Genomic DNA, 16,180 nt, shown 5'->3' with positions numbered 1-16,180 from the left:
CCGATTCTCGCGCCCCGCAGGCCCTATGTGAAGGGTTTTCCGGTGGCGGTTATACGCCATGTCGCATAACCGCCATCCCGTTTCCACACAAAGTGTTTCGACCGCTACGTGAAGTAGTGGTCAGGCGCGGGAGGCCTCGACTGCCTTCGCCAGGCGCCGCACCCCTTCGTCGATCCGGTCGGCGTGGACGGCCGAGTAGGCCAGACGCAGGCAGGACTCGCCGCCGTCGACGACGAAGTCGGTGCCCTTGACCACCTGGACCCCCTCGTCGGCCGCCGCGGCCGAGACCTTGGCGCAGTCGACGCCCTCGCCCAGGTCCACCCACAGGAAGTATCCGCCGTCGGGCACGACGAACTCGGCGTCCGGCAGGTGCGCCCGCAGGCTCGCGGCCAGCTGGTCCACCCGCTCCTCGAGCGCGGCCTTGACCGTGGCGATCGACCGGTCCAGCGCCCCGGAGGCGGCGAACTGGTAGATGGTGGCCTCGGCGAACATGTTCGGGGCGATGTAGGTGTTGGTGGCCGCCGTCGCGATCGACTTGATCAGGTCGGGCGGGCCGACCAGGTAGCCGGTGCGCAGCCCCGGGCAGACGGTCTTGGAGAACGAGGAGGCGTACACCACGCGCCCCGAGTCGTCCTGGGAGAGCATGGTCGGGAACTGCTCGCCGCGGAAGCGGATGTCGAGGTACGGGTCGTCCTCGAAGATCGTGAAGTCGTACTCCTCGGCGAGCGCCAGCAGGCGGGCGCGCTTCTCGCCCGAGAGCGTCACGCCGGCCGGGTTCTGGAAGTTCGGGATGATGTGGGCCAGCGTCGGGCGGACGCCGCCTTTGAGGAGGCCTTCGAGCTCGTCGACGTCGAGGCCGTCGGCCTGGACGGTCACCGGGTGGAGCCGACCGTGCCGGTTGCGCAGGCCCAGCAGGGTCCGGTCGTAGGTGGGCCGCTCGACGATCACCGGGGAGTCGGGCTCGACCAGCTGGTCGAACAGGAACGCGTCGGCCTGCATCGAGCCGTTGGTGACGAGCACGGACTCCACCGGAACGTCGTGCTTGGCGGCGATCCACTCGCGCAGCAGCGGGTAGCCGACGGAGGTGCCGTAGCCGGTGACCCGCGCCGGGTCCTTGTCGATCGCGGCTGCGGCGGCGGCCTTGATTCCTTCGGTGTCGACGATGTCGAGCGACGGAGCGCCCCGGGAGAATGAGATGACGTCGGTGTTCGGCATGCCCTCAGGGTATGCGGCCGCCGACGGCTCCGTCGAGCGGCTTGCCGGTGGCGCGGTGCACCTGACCGGCGCGGGCTCGGCGCGATACGGTGCAAGTGAGGGGCTCTCCTTTGGGCCCCAGAGGCTTCGCCACTAGGAGGAAATCGATGACGCTCGACCGTCCGCAGGCTCCCTGGCCGTACGACTTCCTGCCCCGGATCCCGTCGTTCGAGGTCACCTCGACCGACGTCGTCGACGGCGAGACGCTGCCGCAGCCGCAGGTGGCCCCCAACGACGTCTCCCCGCAGCTGTCCTGGTCCGGCTTCCCGGACGAGACCGCCGCGTTCGCCGTGACCTGCTTCGACCCCGACGCCCCGACCGGGTCGGGCTTCTGGCACTGGATGCTGCTCAACCTCGACGCCTCGGTCACCGAGCTGCCGACCGGGGCCGCCGACGCCCCGCCCGCCGGGGCGGTGCAGCTGCGCAACGACGGCGGGAAGGTCGGTTACATGGGCGCGGCCCCGCCCGCCGGCGACTACCCGCACCGCTACATCTTCGCCGTGCACGCCCTGCGCCAGAAGGTCGAGGTGCCGCCGGACGCCTCGAACGCGGTCGGCAGTTTCAACCTGACCTTCGCCGTGCTGGCGCGCGGCCTGATCACCCCGGTGTACCGCAATGCCTGAGGCGGTGGTCTTGGCGGCGGCGCGCACGCCGCTGGGCAGGCGCGGCGGCGGCCTGTCGGGGGTGCACGCGGTCGATCTGGCCGCGCACGCGCTGAACGCGGCTCTGGAGCGCTCCGGCCTGGAGCCCGACGCGGTCGACGACGTGCTGTTCGGATGCGTCACGCAGGTCGGCGAGCAGTCCTGGAACATCGCCCGCAACGCGGTGCTGGCCGCCGGGTGGCCGGAGACGATCCCGGGCGCCACGGTCGACCGGCAGTGCGGCTCCAGCCAGCAGACGGTGTCGAGCGCGGCCGCGGCGGTCCTGGCCGGGCACGCCGACGTGGTGGTGGCCGGGGGCGTGGAGTCGATGAGCCGGGCCCCGATGGGCTCGAACGTCTCGACCGGGGTCGGCACTCCCTACGGTCCGGCGGTGCGCGTGCGCTACGCCGACCGGGTGGACGCGGGCGAGGCGGTGCTGTTCCAGCAGGGGCTGGCCGCCGAGCTGGTGGCCGAGCGCTACGGAATCGCCCGTGAGGCGATGGACGAGTTCTCCCTGGCCAGCCACCAGAAGGCCGCGGACGCGACCGATAAGGGCGCCTTCGCGGCCGAGATCGCGCCGCTGGCCGGGGTGGAGGCCGACGAGGGCATCCGGCGCGACACGGACATGGCCAAGCTCGGCGGGCTGAAGCCGGTGTTCAAGGCCGACGGTTCGGTCACTGCCGGGTCGTCCTCGCAGATCTCGGACGGGGCCGCGGCGCTGGTGATCACGACCGACGAGCACGCGCGGCGGCTCGGGGTGGCGCCGCTGGCGAGGATCGCGGCGGCGACGGCGGTCGGCTCGGACCCGGTGACGATGCTCGACGGTCCGATCCCGGCCACGGCGAGGATCCTGGACCGCGCCGGTCTGGATCTGGACGAGATCGACGTCTTCGAGGTCAACGAGGCGTTCGCCTCGGTGCCGCTGGCGTGGCTGGCCGAGATCGGCGCCGACGAGGACCGGCTCAATCCGCGCGGTGGCGCGATCGCGCTGGGTCACCCGCTGGGGGCCTCGGGCGCCAGGCTGGCGACGACGCTGCTGCACTACATGAGGGACACCGGCGCGCACCGGGGGCTCCAGACGATGTGCGAGGGCGGCGGTATGGCGAACGCCACAGTCTTCGAGCTGCTGCGGTGACCGCGAAAAGTGAAACCCGATTTAAAGCGATAAATACGACATAAAGGAACCCCGCCTCGGCGAAGCTTGCAAGCCGTAAATTGGTCCAACGACAAGTCTAAGTCCGGGGTCCGACATATCGTGCGGGAGCGGTGGCCGCCTCAGTGTGAGTGCGGCCTCGCTATCGCCACTTGGAGAGCACCAGCAGAGACGCGACCATGCACGAGAAGCCGACCGCGAGGTTCCAGTAGCCCCATGCGGCCACCGGGTAGGCCTGCCCGGACAGGTAGTAGAGCACCAGCCAGCCGATCCCGATCACGATCAGCGAGACCGCGGTGATCGGCACCCACAGCGGGCTCGGCTCGTAGCTGTCGCTGGTCTGTGAACCCGTATTGGTGGGGTTCGAGTAGACCTTCTTCTTGCGCACACGTGACTTCGGCATCGTCGAATCTCCAACTGAGGGACAGGTCCGGCTCTAGCGTACCGTGAGCGCCGGTACACACCGCTTTGCCCGTTCGGGCGATACTTGAACTTGAGTCGTAACCATAGGCTGGGTTCAGACGTTAAGGTTTCGGAACCTTCTCTACGAGCCGATCACTTGCACCGACGGAGGCGAGCGCCCCAAGTGAGCAACCAGGATTGGTCGCCCTTCCCCGGCTCGGAGCCGCCGAGCGGGCAGCCGGGCGGCAACCCGAGCTCGGGCAGGGCCCGTGTGCCCGGTCCCGGATCCGAGGCGCCCGGCGGAGGCGACGAGCCTCCGAGCGACCAGACCACGCCGCTGCGACCGCCTTCGGCCGGAAAGGACCGGCCCGGGCTCATCCCGACTCCCGACGGCACCGCGATCCTCCCGCAGATCCCTGGCGGGGAGGTCCCGGCCCCGGAGGGCGCCGGCAGCGAGGTCCGCAAGAAGCTCACCGTCAAGCGCCACCGCGGCGAGGGCGGCGGCACGGGCCGCAAGGCCGTGCGAGGCATCGGCGAGATCCTGGTGACCTTCGGCGTCATCGTCCTGCTCTACGCCGTCTACGAGGTCTACGGCGTCGCCGCGGAGGTCAACGACCACCAGCAGGACCTCTCCGGCGACCTCGACATCATGTGGGACCAGGCCGAGACCGGCGAGGACGAGGTCGACGGCGCGCCCGTGCCCGAGCTCGGCGACGCCTTCGCCCGCATGTGGGCCCCGGACATCCGGCCCGAGCCCTGGATCCTGGTCGAGGGGACCGACCTGTCCGACATCGAGTACGCGCCCGGCCGCTACCTGGACGGCGCCTACCCCGGCGAGCAGGGCAACTTCACCCTCGCCGGGCACAACGTGCCGATCATCTTCCAGAAGATCCGCGAGCTCGAACCCGGCGACAAGGTCGTCATCGAGACCAAGGAGAACTTCTACGTCTACGAGGTCACCGATCACGTCGTGGTCGACGAGACCGAGGTCGACATCACCGCGCCGGTACCCCAGCAGCCCGGCGTCGAGCCCGGCGACGACGACTACTGGATGACGCTGTTCACGTGCCATCCGCTGTGGGACAACTTCGAGCGGTACGTCGTCTACTCCCAGCTGGTCGACACCGTCGAACGCGACCCCGACAGCGACCTGCCCGACGCCGCGGTCGATCCGGAGGTCTGAGATGTACGGATGGATCTGGCGAAAACTTCCGCTGGGCTTGCCCGGCAAGATCATCGGATCGCTGGCCCTGACAGCGGGCGTCTTGGCGCTGCTGTGGTTCGCGATCTTCCCGGCCGTCCGCCCAATCATGCCCTGGAGCAACATCCCGGACGAGGGCGGATCGCTGGTCGAGAACGAGGAGGGCGGCGATGACGAGCCCGCCGGAGACGAACCCACCTGCACCCCGGGAGTTGACTGCAGGCACAGCGACGCCGATCCCGAGGACTACGAGACCGCGGAGTCGCCGGAGCCGGGCGAGGACGATCAGGAGGGCGATGGGTAGTGTCCTGGTCGTCGACTTCCGGGACTCGTTCGTTCACACCATCGTCAGCTACCTGCGGGCCCTCGGCGCCCGCGTCGAAGTCCGCCGCTCCGACCAGACCAGCGTCGACGAGGCCGTCGAGCTCGGCCCGGCCGGCGTGCTGCTCTCTCCGGGCCCCGGCCGCCCCGAGGAGGCCCGCCTCGGCCACGAGCTGCTCGACCGCTTCACCGGCCGCGTGCCCATCCTCGGCGTGTGCCTGGGCCACCAGGTCATCGCCGAGCACTGGGGCGCCTCGGTCGTCCGCGCCCCGCAACTGCGCCACGGCGAGACCTCCGCGATCATCCACGACGGCTCCGGCCTGTTCGCCGGCTGCCCCAGCCCGATGACCGCCACCCGCTACCACTCCCTGGCCGTCGAGCCTGATACCGTCTCCCCTCCGCTGGCGGTGACCGCCTCCACGGCCGACGGCGTGGTCATGGCGCTGCGCCACCTCGACGCCGACGTCGAGGGCGTGCAGTTCCACCCCGAATCGATCCTCACCGAGGACGGCAGCGCCCTCCTGGAGAACTGGCTGGGGAGGCTGCCCGAATCGGCTCGTGAGGCCATTTAGGAACCGAGGCGGTCGATCGGGCCGCGGCGTCCGGTCGATCCGCACCGATCCGCACACCCACACGGACGCGGGGGACTGCTGACACGTGACTCGAGAGGACTGGAATCCTCGCCCCGGGCCCCGGCCCGACGGCGGTCTCGCCTTCGCGTCGATGCTGCTGCTGCTCACCGGGGCCTGGCAGGTGCTCATCGGCTACTCGATCGCCACCGGCGAGGCGGCCGCGTTCTCCGGCGACGGCTACTGGCACCGGGCCGACGGCCCCGGCTGGGGCTGGCTCAACCTGCTCCTCGGCCTGGCCGCGATCGTCCTGGCGGTCGTGATGACCGCGTCCGGTCGCGGCGACCGGCGGCGGCGTGCGGGCGCCCTGCTCGCGTGCGGCGTCGCGGCGGTCTCGGCGATCGGCCAGTTCTTCCTGGCCCCGCAGTACCCGCTGTGGTCGACGCTGGCGATCGCGGCCGACGTCCTCGTCATCTGGGTCCTCGCCATCCGGATCGAGGCGGGGCCCGAGGCCGACGAGCGGGACCGAATCTCCCGTTTAGGCCCACACCCGGCGCACCGCCTGGCACGGTGAAACGATGGCGGGACGTTCAGTGGTGCGGGCGGCGAAGCGGTTCGGTGCGGAGAACCGCTCGGACACCGCCGCTGCCCTGACCTATTACTCGGTCCTGTCGATCTTCCCGGCGATCCTCGTCGGCACCTCGATCATCGGCATGCTCGACGACGACGCCACCGCCGAGCTGCTGGACGGCGCGCGCGATATCGTCCCGGCCGACGGGTTCGACATCGTCGAGACCGCCGTCGACGGGCTCCAGCGGAATCCCGCGGCGGCCGGAGTGCTGGCCCTGGTCGGCCTCGCCGGCGCGCTGTGGGCGGCCTCGAACTGGGTGGCGGCCTTCTCCAGGGCGCTCGACGCGGTCGACGGGGCCAGCCGCACCCGCAAGTGGTGGGCGGTCCTGATCGTGCGCGTAGTGCTGACGGTCATCGTCGGGACGATGGTGGCCGCCTGCGCGATGGTGGCCGCGACCGGAGGGGCGCTCGCCCGACAGATCGGCGGCGCGGTCGGCGCCACCGATACCGCGGTGACCGTGTGGGACTGGGTGAAGTGGCCCGTCGTGCTGGTCCTGGTGGTCGTCATCGTCGCGCTGCTGTACTGGCTGGGCCCGGCCGAGCGGCGCGGCTTCGGCTTCCGCGCGCCCGGCGCGGCCCTGGCCGTGGCGCTGTGGCTCGCCGCCTCGGCCCTGTTCGGGCTGTACGCGGCGAACTTCGGCAGCTACGACAAGACCTACGGCACCCTCGGCGGCGTCATCGTGTTCCTGGTGTGGCTGTGGATCACCAACGCCGTCCTGCTGTTCGGCTCGGAGTTCAACGCCTCGGACCGGACCGAGCCGGACGAGGACGAGGCCGCCGTCGACTGAAGATCACTGGCCGGTTCTGGGCTGCACCATGCCCGATTCGTAGGCGAACACCACCAGGCCCGCGCGATCGCGCACCCGCAGCTTCATCATCGCCCGGTGCACGTGGGTCTTGGCCGTGGCGGGACTGATGAACAGGCGCTCGGCGATCTCGGTGTTGGTCAGGCCGCGCGCGACCAGCGCCACGATCTCGGATTCGCGCTCGGTCAGTCCGTCGACCTTCCCGGCCAGCCGCGAAGGCGGGTGCGCCACGTACTCGGCCACCAGCTTCGAGGCGATCGCCGGGGACAGCAGCGTCTCGCCCGCCGCGGCGGCGCGGACGCAGCGCAGCAACTCCTCCGGCTCGGTGTCCTTGACCAGGTACCCGGCCGCTCCGGCGCGCAGCGCGTCGAACACATAGGAGTCGAACGAGTAGTTGGTCAGCATGACCACGCGCAGGTCGGCCAGCCGCGCGCACTCGGCGATCTCGCGGACGGCGCTGATACCGTCGCCGCCGGGCATCTCCACGTCGACCAGCGCCACGTCGGGGCGGCTCTCGAGCGCCAGCTCGACCGCGGCGGGCCCGTCGGCGGCCTCGGCGACGACGGTCATGTCGTCCTCGGCCTCGATGAGCGCCTTGAAGCCGCCGCGCATGAGCGGCTGGTCGTCGGCCAGCAGCACCTTGATCACTGCTCGATCCTCTCTAGGTCCACGGCCTGGGGCTCCAGGACGTCGGCGCGGGCCGGGAGACGCACGCGGACGGCGAAGCCGCCGGCGGTGGGTCCGACCGCGAGCTCCCCGCCCAGGGAATCGACGCGCTCGCGCATGCCGGTGATGCCGCGTCCTGGTTCGAATCCGCCCGGGGTGCCGTTGTCGAACACCTCGATGGCGAGCTCGCCTCTGTCGTGGGCGACGGTGACGGTCACGCGGTCGCCGCCCGAGTGCCTGACGGCGTTGGTCAGCGCCTCCTGCACGATCCGGTAGGCCGCGTGGTCGACCTCGGGGGCGACGTCGACCTCGTCGCAGGCGAGGCAGTCGATCTCCAGGTCGAAGCCCAGTCCCTCGTATCGCGCTGCCAGCTCCTTGACCCGGGCGAGGCGGGGCCCTTCGTCGCCGCGCAGCATCGTCAGGGTCTCGCGCAGCTCGGACGTGGCGTCCTTGGCGGCCTCCTCGACCACCACCAGCGCTTCGGGCGGTTGCTCGCCGCGCTTGCGCGCCAAATGGATCGCTACTCCGGCCTGGACTCGGATCACCGAGATCGAGTGCGTCAGGGAGTCGTGCAGCTCGCGGGCGATCCGCACGCGTTCGTCCGCGGCCTTGCGGCGTACCGCTTCTTCCTTGGTGTGCTCGGCCTCCTCCATGTAGGCGTCCCGCTGGCGCCGCGACTCGCCGGTGATCATCGCGACGTGGAGCCAGCCGACCACCAGGAGCGTGTTCCGGACGACCTCGGCGTTGAGCTGCCGGTCGGCGCCCTGCCAGAAGCTGAGCGCGGCGAACGCGGAGACGGCGAAGACCGCGCTGATGGTCCAGGCCCGGTACCCGGTGTACATGGCGGTGCCGATGGCCACCAGCGCGGGCAGGATCGTGAGGGCCCCGAACTGGAGGTGGGCCAGGACGAGCATGCAGCCGATGGCCACGCCCATCACGGTGCGCGGGAACGCCCGGCGGAACATCAGGGCGACAGGGCTGATCCCCAGAACGATCCAGGCCCACGGGGGCAGGGGCTCTCCGCGGAGGACGGCGAGCGTCTCGATGAGCACCGCGAGGGCGATGGCGAGGGCCAGGTCCCTTCGTCCGATGGGCAGGCGCTTGAACATCGTTTCATCCTAGGCCGGGGAATCCGAGGCGGCGTCTACCTGCGGCTCCAGGCCGGGCGTACTACCCGGGGCGTATGCGGGCACGTCACCTGCGGCGCTCGGCGAGGGCGGGATTGCCGCCGCCGGGACGACGACGCGGGGGCCCGCGGCGGGGAGGCTGGATGGCAGGCGGGGCATTCCCCTCGCCGCGAACCCATCGAGGAGAAGTGTCATGCCACCCTCCATACGACACATCACGCCGGTCGACCCCGGTGACGCCGAGGGCGTGATAGCCGAGGTGTACCGCCAGGCCCGCGCCGAGCTCGGGGCGGTCGGCGCCACGTTCGCCATGCTCACCCCTTCCCCCGAGACGCTCGCCGCGATGTGGTCGCTGCTGCGCGAGTCCCTTCTGGTCGGCGGTCCGGAGGAGCGGGCCGCCAAGGAGGTGGTCGCGTTGTCGGTCGCGGTGAAGAACTCGTGCCGGTTCTGCGTCGACGCCCACAGCGTGCTGCTGCACGCGCTGGGCGAGCAGGAGTTGGCCGATACTCTCAGCGAGGGACGCAGGCCGCGCACCCACGCCGAACTGGTCGATTGGACCGAGCGGCCGGGACCGGTCGGGCCGTTCGAGGCCGAGGCCGCTCCGCGTTTCATCGGGACGCTGCTGGCGTTCGAGTTCATCACTCGCATGGTCAAGGTGATGGCCACCAATGCACCTCCGCACCCGTCGATGTCGACCAGGCTGGGCCGCTCGGTGGCCTCGCGGATGGTCCGGAACGCGGTGGGTCTGCGGCTGGAGCCCGGTTCGAGCCTGGCGCTGCTGGAGGACCGGCCCGCGTGGCTCGAGGAGCTCTGGCCGGGTCTGGACCTGACCGTCCCGGCCTGGGCCGGGGACTCGCCGAGCGGGCGGGCGTACGCGCAGTTGCGCGCGGTCGCCTCGTGCGGGCGGGGCCTGCTGAGCGAGCGGGCGGCGCGGGCCGTCGAGGCCACAGTAGACCGGGAGCTGGGCCTGCTGTCGTGGCCGGTCGAGATCGAGGGGCTGGACGGGCTTCCGGCTCGGGCGGCGCTGGGGGCGCGCGTGGCGGCGAAGGCGGCCCTGGACCCCGGGTCGCTGACCGACCGGGAGGTCGAGGATTGGCGGGGCGGGGAGATCTCCGATCACTGCGTGGTCATGCTGGCCTCGTTCGGGGCGATGAGCGCGGTGGACCGGATTCAGGCTGAGTGCGAGCAGTTGGGAGCGGTCGATGCTTAAGTTCTTCCGAGTCTGGATGGTGATCCTGGGGATCCTGCTGGGCCTCCAGTTCCTGCTGGCCGGCTACGGCGTCTACGGCGGCGGTTCGATCGGGGACGACTTCGAGCTGCACATCCTGAACGGCCGCCTGATCACTGTCGTGACCCTGTTGGGCATCCTGTTCGCGGCGCTCGCCAGGGCCGGTGGCCGACTGGTCGGGCTGGCCGCGATCCTGCTGGGGATGGTGGTCCTCCAGTCGGTCATCGTACTGGTCAGCACCGAGGGCACTGTGGTCGGCCAGGTGATCTTCATGCTGCACGTGGCGGTCGGCATCGGGATGATGGAGGTCGCCGGCAAGGCCGGTGGAATCGCCAAGAAGAAGCTCGCCGAGCGGTCCGAGGGCGCCGAGTCCGCGGTCGAACCGGCCCCGGCCTGACGGCGGACTCGTCCGGTCGGAACACCCGAACAGAACACCAGGAAACACCCGTTCGCGGCACCGGATCCCCGGTGCCGCGGACTCCTGCTACGCGGGCCGGTCTGGTGAAATCTCTGTTGCCGCCGGTCGGTTCCGTTGCGAGACTGGGCTGGTGCCGATGCTCAAGAACGTCCTCGAGTTCCGCCAGCGCGCCGCTTCCTATGTGCTCCGACGAGCCGCCGACGGCGAGATCGAGGTCCTGGTAATGCTCCACCTCGACGCCCCGGAGGCGGGGACCCAGATTCCCGGAGGCGGAGCGCACCCTCGCGAGACACCTGGTGAGGCCGCGATCCGCGAGGCGGTGGAGGAGACCGGCGTGCGCGGTCTGAACTTCGGGGAGGTGATGGGAAACCTCCTGTTCCTGGAACCGGAACTGGTCCAAGGCCACCAGGTCACCACCTACAGCTGGCTGGCGACCAGGGACGACCGGGACGCCTGGGACCACGTGGTCTCCAGCGAGGACGGCGACAACGGCATTCGCATGCACTGCGAGTTCCGCCCGGCCAGGGCCGCCGGGATCGACTGGGAGATGGACTGCTTCCTGGACCGGGCGGTCGAGCGCTTCGCCGCGACCCGGTGAACCGCCGGCCCGGCGCCAAGGGGGGATCACGGCAAAGTTTGTTTCCGATCCGGTATGGCCGTCCGCCCGCGACTGTGCCAGGATTCGAACTGGAACCCTTTGCCCCCCTGAGAGGAACTGAATCAGATGCGCCGTGTCTCCAGAATGGTCGTTCCGATCAATGCGATGCTTCAGTCCTCGTCGCGCAAGCAGCGCTCCGACGCCGACGCGGCGTTCGACAAGATCGTGGCGCGGGCGGAGCAGGACTCCGGAGGCTCGTCCGCGGGCGACGAGACGTTCCTCGAGGAGTACCGCACGCTCCTGCGCGAGGTCGCGACGGTCCCGACCATCTCCGGGCTCGGCTGGACCGGCATGCTCACCGATCTGCGCACCCGCATGGCCAACCGGTTCCGGGTCCGCCGCCTGATCGCCGAGCACCCCGAGATCGCCGACGAGCCGATCGACCGGCCCGTCATCGTCACCGGGCTCCCCCGCACCGCGACCACGCTGGCGCACAAGATCCTCGCCCGTCCTGAAGGGAACCGGGCCCCGCTGATGTGGGAGCTCCAGGCCACCGACCGCTTCGACATCGACGAGCGACTCAAGCGCAAGCGGCGCAAGGTCGCCGCGCAGATGTCGGCGTTCGGCCACCGGTTCGCGCCCTCGCTCAAGCAGATCCACCCGATGGAGCCCGAATCCCCCGAGGAGTGCGTGTTCGCCCTGCCGCACGGGCGGAACCTCCTGGTGTGCTTCCGGCTCCCGGAGTACCGCGCGTGGCTCGACGAGCACGACTACCTGGCCGACTTCCAGTACTACAAGCAGGTGCTCCAGGTCCTCCAGACCGGCGCCCCGCGCAAGCGGTGGGTCCTCAAGTCCCCCTATCACCTGGAGAACCTCGACACGATCCTGAAGGTCTTCCCGGACGCGAAGATCCTGTGGACCCACCGCGACCCGAACACGGTCATGGGGTCCTGGTGCTCGCTCATGGAGTCGGGCACGGCGCTGGCCAACCGCGAGTACGATCCGCACCACATCGGCGCCGACTGGATCGAGATGCTCTCGCGGATGGTCGACACGGCCCGCAGCAGCCGCGCCAAGCTTCCCCGGAACCAGATCGTCGACGTCTCCTACCACCAGCTCACCGGCAACCCCTACGGGGAGCTGCCGGGGATCTTCGAGCGCCTGGAGATGGACTGGACCGACGACGACCACGACAACCTCGGCCGCGTCCTGGCCCGCCCGGGCATGAAGCGCGGGCACGAGTACAGCCTGGCGCACTACGGCCTCGACGAGGACGCGGTCGACCGAGCCTTCGGCGACTACACCCGCATGGTCCACGCCATGCGCTGAACCACACTCGCCGCCGAGTTCGCGGCTTGGGCGCGACTCCTCATTGGACTCCGGTTGGCGGGTTCGATTGCCGGGGCCCGCTATGCTCCCTTCGATGAGCGAAGCCACTGGAGCCGATACGGCCGAAGCGACCGCCGAGCGGTCAGATGAGCGTCCGCGGACTGCCTGGTATCGGCGGCGCCTCGTTCGCGGTCTCTCTTGGTTCTCGACGTTCGGCGTCGCCGTCTACGCGGCGGTGCGGCTGTTCGGGATCGATTCAGGTTGGCCGCTGGTCACCTCGATCGCGTTCGTGCCGTATGCGGCCGCCGCGGCGGCCGTCTGGGCCGGGGTCCAGGCCGCGGTCAGGCACTGGCGGGCGGTCGCCGCGACCGCGCTGCTCGCGGTCGCGATGGCGGCCGCGGTGGCCCCTAGGGCGATCGCGGACGAGCAGCCGTCCGCGTCCGGTCCCGAACTGTCGGTCATGAGCGTGAACCTCTATGTGGGATCGGGGAACCTGGAGTACGTCGTCGACCTGGTCGAGGAGCACGAGCCCGACCTGCTGAGCGTCCAGGAGATGACCCCGTACGCCCAGGACGAGCTGGCGCGGCTCGGGCTCGAGGACCTCATGCCGCATTCGATCATCACCAGCGGCTGGGCCGCCGAGGGCACCTCCCTGTACTCGCTGCATCCGCTGGAGCGTCTGGAGGAGGCCGAACCCGACGGGATCTTCTACCAGGTCGCCGCCGAGGTCGACCTCGGCGGCGGCGAGACGGTCCGGTTCCTGGCCGTCCACGCCGCCGCACCGTACGCGCCGCACCGGATCCCGCACTGGGAACAGGACTTCGCCGAGATGCCCCGCCCCGACGACGGCGCCCCGTGGATCCTGGCCGGCGACTTCAACGCCACCCTGGACCACCATCTGATGCGCGAGTTGATCGACGACGGCTACACCGACGCGGCCGACGCCACCGGGGAGGGCCTGGCAATGACCTGGCGGCCGCTCGAGGGCTACCTGCGGGGACTGGTCAGACCCCCGGCGGTCGCCCTCGACCACGTCCTGGCCGACGAGCGCGCCGCCGTCCTGGACTTCCAGGTCCTGCCGAAGGACGGCAGCGACCACTCCCCGGTCCTGGCCACGATCCGGCTGCCGTAGCGGACGAGCCGCCGACCGATCGGTCTCAGGCGGGAAGCGTCAGGTTCTCGTAGAACGGGCGCGGGTCCAAAGCGAGGGAGGACTTGACTCCCTTGCTCCAGTCGTCCACGAGCACCTCCCAGCGGTCGTCCTCGACGCCGTCGAGGGCGGCGCGTGCCACCTGCGACGGCGGCAGCTTGGGTCCGTCGATGTCGGCGACCAGGTCGGTGTCGGCGAGACCGAGGTGGAGGCCGGTGACGAGCGTCCCCTGGTCGGCGAGTTCGAGGCGAACCCCGTTGGTCATGGCCCACTGGGCGGCCTTGGCCACGTGGTAGGAGTCGACGCCCCGCAGCGCGAACCACGAGCTGGCCGACAGGACGTTGACGATCGCTCCGCCGCCGCCCGCGGCCAGTGCCGGCGCGAAGGCGCGGATCATGCTCAGCGACCCGAACAGGTGCGTCTCGAGGTCGAGCCTGATCTTGTCGAGGTCGCCCTCGACCAGGTCCTGGAAGGTGTTGATACCGGCGTTGTTGACCAGCAGCGTCACGTCTCCGGCGATCTCGGACGCGCGCCGCACCTGCTCGGAGTCGGTGATGTCGAGGCGGATCGGTTCGACGCCGGGGAGGTCGACGGTCTCGGGCCGGCGCGCCGCCGCGTAGACCTTCGCGGCTCCCCGCTCGAGCAGGTGCTGGGCGAAGGCGCGCCCGATTCCGCGATTGGCTCCGGTCACGATTGCTGTTGCTCCGTTGATCTTCATACGGACTACGCTAGAACCTGACGTTGACGTCAGAGGCAAGAGCGAATCGAAGGGGAAACTGTGATGCGCATCGGCGAACTCGCCGGACGCACGGGTGTCAGCGTGCGGGCTCTGCGGTACTACGAGGAGCAGGGCCTGCTCGAGCCCGAGCGCAGCCCGTCCGGGCAGCGCCTCTACTCCGAGAGCGCGGTCGAGCGGGTCACGTTCTTCCAGGACATGTACGCCGCGGGCCTCTCCAGCCGCCGCATCGTCGAGCTACTGCCGTGCATCGACACCGGGCTCACCGACGAGGCGCAGCGGCGGATGCTCCGTGCCGAACGCGACCGGATCGGCGGCACCGTCGACCGGCTGCGGACCGCGCTGCGCCGACTCGACGACGTCATAGCGATCGCCGAGGCGCGGGCGGCCGCACGATGACGCACCGGGCCGGGTCCCGCACTATCGCGGGACCCGGCCCGGTGATCGCCTGGGCCGACTCGCTCTAAGCAGGGCAGGAGACGTCCGAGTCGGGCATCCGGCCGTCCACGAGGTACCGCGTGGCGGTGTTCAACGCGCACGGGTTGTCGCCGTACACGTAGACGCCGTGGCCGTCGCCGTCCACGGTGACCAGGCGGGCCCGGTCGCCGAACGCCTCTCTCACGAGCTGTCCGCCCTCGAGCGGGGTGGCCACGTCCCGCTGGTTCTGGAGCACCAGGACGTTCCGCGGCCCTTCATCGGCGATCTCCACCTGCGGCTCGGCCGGGTCATTGTGCCAGAACGCGCACGGGTTGATGTTCGCGGCGGCGGCGCCGAACATCGGGTACCGCTCGCGGTCGGCCTCGACCGCGTCCTGGTAGGTCTGCACGTCCTTCGGCCATTCGGTGTCGTTGCACGTGACGGCCAGGTGCGCGGACCAGGTGTTGTCGTAGGGCGAGAGCTCAGGCGTCGTCTCGGCGGCTTCGAGCGGCGGTGCCGACTGAAGTTCGTCGAGCCGGGTGCGGACCTCCTCCTGGTCGGATGCGGTCAGCGACTGCCAGAGCCTCGCCATCGGAGCGTACGACGCCTCAGAGTAGAGCGCGAAGAACATCTGGAAGCGGAACGACGCGCCGTCGACGCCCCCGACCGGCTGCTCGTCGAGTTGCTCGGCCAAGGCGAGGAAGCCGTCCCGCACCTCGTCCGCGGTCTGCCCGAGCCCATAGCTGTCGTGCCGCTCGGCCGTCCAGGCCGCGAAGGTCGGGAATGCCTCTTCGAATCCCGGTCCCCAACGGCGCTGCGCGTCCCAGTCGAGCGCGGTCCCACCGAGGTTGCTGTCGATCACGATCCGGTCGCTCTGCTCGGGGAACATCGAGGCGTAGGCCGAGCCCAGTGAGGAGCCGTACGAGGCTCCGAAGAAGCTGATCTCGTCCTCGCCGAGGGCTTCGCGGATGAAGTCCATGTCGCGCGCGGTGTTGGCCGTGGTCATGTGCCGCATGATCCCGTCGGGGTCGTTCGCGGCGCACTGGTCGGCGATCGCCTCGGCGGCCTCGGCCCGGTCGGCGACCGCCGCCGCGTCGGCCGCGTACGGGGGGACATTGCCCCAGTAGTCCTGCTCGACGGTGAAACCGCAGCTTACTGGCGAGGAGTGCCCGACGCCGCGCGGATCCATTCCGATGAGGTCGTAGGCGTCGGAGACGGTGGACGGCAGCCCCAGGTCGACCAGCTCGGTCGGCTGCGAGAGTCCGGAGCCTCCCGGCCCGCCCGGGTTGAGCAGCAGTACGCCCCGCCGCTGTTCCGGGTTCGGGCTGGCCAGCCGTGAGATCATGATGTCGATGGTGTCTCCGTCGGGCCGGCCGTAGTCCAGCGGCACATCCAGCGTCGCGCATTCGAGGCGCTCGCCGCCGGTCACGTCCTCCGGGCACGCGGTCCAGTCAACGTTGTCGCCGTCGTCGGCGGCTGCCGGCAGGGTCGCCGGCGTGGCGATGGCGGCCGCGGCCGCCATCGCCACGCCGGC

19 protein-coding genes are annotated in these 16,180 nt (G+C 70.4%); 13 read left to right on the top strand and 6 right to left on the bottom strand.

What is annotated here, in order from left to right; translation table 11 throughout:
• Nucleotides 1–120: 120 nt before the first annotated feature.
• Nucleotides 121–1,215, bottom strand: a complete 1,095-nt coding sequence (locus JFB92_RS14700; protein ID WP_199040182.1) for an aminotransferase-like domain-containing protein — start codon at nucleotides 1,213–1,215, stop codon at nucleotides 121–123.
• 146 nt (nucleotides 1,216–1,361) lie between these two features.
• Between JFB92_RS14700 and JFB92_RS14695 the strand changes: the two genes are divergently transcribed.
• Both JFB92_RS14695 and JFB92_RS14690 read left to right on the top strand, forming a co-directional pair.
• Entirely contained in the window at nucleotides 1,362–1,877 is a 516-nt protein-coding gene (locus JFB92_RS14695) for a YbhB/YbcL family Raf kinase inhibitor-like protein (RefSeq protein ID WP_199040179.1), read from the top strand.
• Nucleotides 1,870–3,030, top strand: a complete 1,161-nt coding sequence (locus JFB92_RS14690) for a thiolase family protein (RefSeq protein ID WP_199040176.1) — start codon at nucleotides 1,870–1,872, stop codon at nucleotides 3,028–3,030. Before JFB92_RS14695 ends, JFB92_RS14690 begins: the two co-directional genes overlap by 8 nt.
• 160 nt (nucleotides 3,031–3,190) lie before the next feature.
• Here JFB92_RS14690 and JFB92_RS14685 read toward each other — a convergent pair whose 3' ends face one another.
• Complete coding sequence (locus JFB92_RS14685; protein ID WP_199040173.1) at nucleotides 3,191–3,451, bottom strand: cell division protein CrgA; 261 nt, start codon at nucleotides 3,449–3,451, stop codon at nucleotides 3,191–3,193.
• A gap of 183 nt (nucleotides 3,452–3,634) precedes the next feature.
• Here JFB92_RS14685 and JFB92_RS14680 point away from each other — a divergent pair, with 183 nt between their 5' ends.
• The 5 genes from JFB92_RS14680 to JFB92_RS14660 all read left to right on the top strand — a co-directional run bounded on the left by JFB92_RS14680 (nucleotide 3,635) and on the right by JFB92_RS14660 (nucleotide 6,959).
• A complete protein-coding gene (locus JFB92_RS14680; protein WP_199040170.1) occupies nucleotides 3,635–4,633 on the top strand; it encodes a class E sortase in 999 nt (332 codons plus the stop codon).
• A gap of 1 nt (nucleotide 4,634) precedes the next feature.
• Complete coding sequence (locus JFB92_RS14675; RefSeq protein ID WP_199040165.1) at nucleotides 4,635–4,955, top strand: hypothetical protein; 321 nt, start codon at nucleotides 4,635–4,637, stop codon at nucleotides 4,953–4,955.
• On the top strand, nucleotides 4,948–5,544 hold the full coding sequence (locus JFB92_RS14670; protein ID WP_199040162.1) for an anthranilate synthase component II: 597 nt from the start codon (nucleotides 4,948–4,950) through the stop codon (nucleotides 5,542–5,544). Before JFB92_RS14675 ends, JFB92_RS14670 begins: the two co-directional genes overlap by 8 nt.
• 85 nt (nucleotides 5,545–5,629) lie before the next feature.
• Nucleotides 5,630–6,115, top strand: a complete 486-nt coding sequence (locus JFB92_RS14665; RefSeq protein WP_199040159.1) for a DUF7144 family membrane protein — start codon at nucleotides 5,630–5,632, stop codon at nucleotides 6,113–6,115.
• A gap of 4 nt (nucleotides 6,116–6,119) precedes the next feature.
• On the top strand, nucleotides 6,120–6,959 hold the full coding sequence (locus JFB92_RS14660; protein ID WP_199040156.1) for a YihY/virulence factor BrkB family protein: 840 nt from the start codon (nucleotides 6,120–6,122) through the stop codon (nucleotides 6,957–6,959).
• 3 nt (nucleotides 6,960–6,962) lie between these two features.
• On the opposite strand, the gene JFB92_RS14655 is transcribed toward JFB92_RS14660, so the two are convergent.
• Nucleotides 6,963–7,625 (bottom strand): response regulator, encoded by a 663-nt coding sequence (locus tag JFB92_RS14655; protein ID WP_199040153.1) that lies wholly within the window; start codon nucleotides 7,623–7,625, stop codon nucleotides 6,963–6,965.
• On the bottom strand, nucleotides 7,622–8,752 hold the full coding sequence (locus tag JFB92_RS14650) for a sensor histidine kinase (RefSeq protein WP_199040150.1): 1,131 nt from the start codon (nucleotides 8,750–8,752) through the stop codon (nucleotides 7,622–7,624). Before JFB92_RS14650 ends, JFB92_RS14655 begins: the two co-directional genes overlap by 4 nt.
• A gap of 211 nt (nucleotides 8,753–8,963) precedes the next feature.
• Here JFB92_RS14650 and JFB92_RS14645 point away from each other — a divergent pair, with 211 nt between their 5' ends.
• From JFB92_RS14645 to JFB92_RS14625, 5 genes are all read left to right on the top strand, one after another.
• Nucleotides 8,964–9,980, top strand: a complete 1,017-nt coding sequence (locus JFB92_RS14645; RefSeq protein ID WP_199040147.1) for a carboxymuconolactone decarboxylase family protein — start codon at nucleotides 8,964–8,966, stop codon at nucleotides 9,978–9,980.
• Complete coding sequence (locus JFB92_RS14640) at nucleotides 9,973–10,395, top strand: DUF6220 domain-containing protein (RefSeq protein ID WP_199040145.1); 423 nt, start codon at nucleotides 9,973–9,975, stop codon at nucleotides 10,393–10,395. The genes JFB92_RS14645 and JFB92_RS14640 overlap by 8 nt, the downstream gene beginning before the upstream one ends.
• Before the next feature lie 157 nt (nucleotides 10,396–10,552).
• Nucleotides 10,553–11,014 carry an NUDIX domain-containing protein gene (locus JFB92_RS14635; protein WP_233163258.1) on the top strand — a complete coding sequence of 154 codons (462 nt, stop codon included), beginning with the start codon at nucleotides 10,553–10,555 and terminating at the stop codon, nucleotides 11,012–11,014.
• A gap of 165 nt (nucleotides 11,015–11,179) precedes the next feature.
• Nucleotides 11,180–12,343, top strand: coding sequence for a sulfotransferase family protein (locus tag JFB92_RS14630; protein WP_199040139.1), 1,164 nt, complete (start codon nucleotides 11,180–11,182; stop codon nucleotides 12,341–12,343).
• A 94-nt stretch (nucleotides 12,344–12,437) separates the two neighbouring features.
• Nucleotides 12,438–13,475 carry an endonuclease/exonuclease/phosphatase family protein gene (locus tag JFB92_RS14625; protein ID WP_199040136.1) on the top strand — a complete coding sequence of 346 codons (1,038 nt, stop codon included), beginning with the start codon at nucleotides 12,438–12,440 and terminating at the stop codon, nucleotides 13,473–13,475.
• Nucleotides 13,476–13,500: 25 nt separating this feature from the next.
• Here JFB92_RS14625 and JFB92_RS14620 read toward each other — a convergent pair whose 3' ends face one another.
• A complete protein-coding gene (locus tag JFB92_RS14620; protein ID WP_199040134.1) occupies nucleotides 13,501–14,211 on the bottom strand; it encodes an SDR family oxidoreductase in 711 nt (236 codons plus the stop codon).
• 63 nt (nucleotides 14,212–14,274) lie between these two features.
• Between JFB92_RS14620 and JFB92_RS14615 the strand changes: the two genes are divergently transcribed.
• Nucleotides 14,275–14,628 (top strand): MerR family transcriptional regulator, encoded by a 354-nt coding sequence (locus JFB92_RS14615; RefSeq protein WP_199040132.1) that lies wholly within the window; start codon nucleotides 14,275–14,277, stop codon nucleotides 14,626–14,628.
• A 64-nt stretch (nucleotides 14,629–14,692) separates the two neighbouring features.
• Here the strand turns inward: JFB92_RS14615 and JFB92_RS14610 are convergent.
• A partial coding sequence (locus tag JFB92_RS14610; protein ID WP_199040130.1) for an alpha/beta hydrolase occupies nucleotides 14,693–16,180 on the bottom strand: 1,488 nt, incomplete at its 5' end.

This window comes from Glycomyces salinus (assembly GCF_016428645.1).
In the GTDB taxonomy this organism is placed as follows: domain Bacteria; phylum Actinomycetota; class Actinomycetes; order Mycobacteriales; family Micromonosporaceae; genus Glycomyces; species Glycomyces salinus.
The sequence above is the reverse complement of the archived record's forward strand: the minus strand, read 5'-3'. Positions and strand labels throughout refer to the sequence as shown.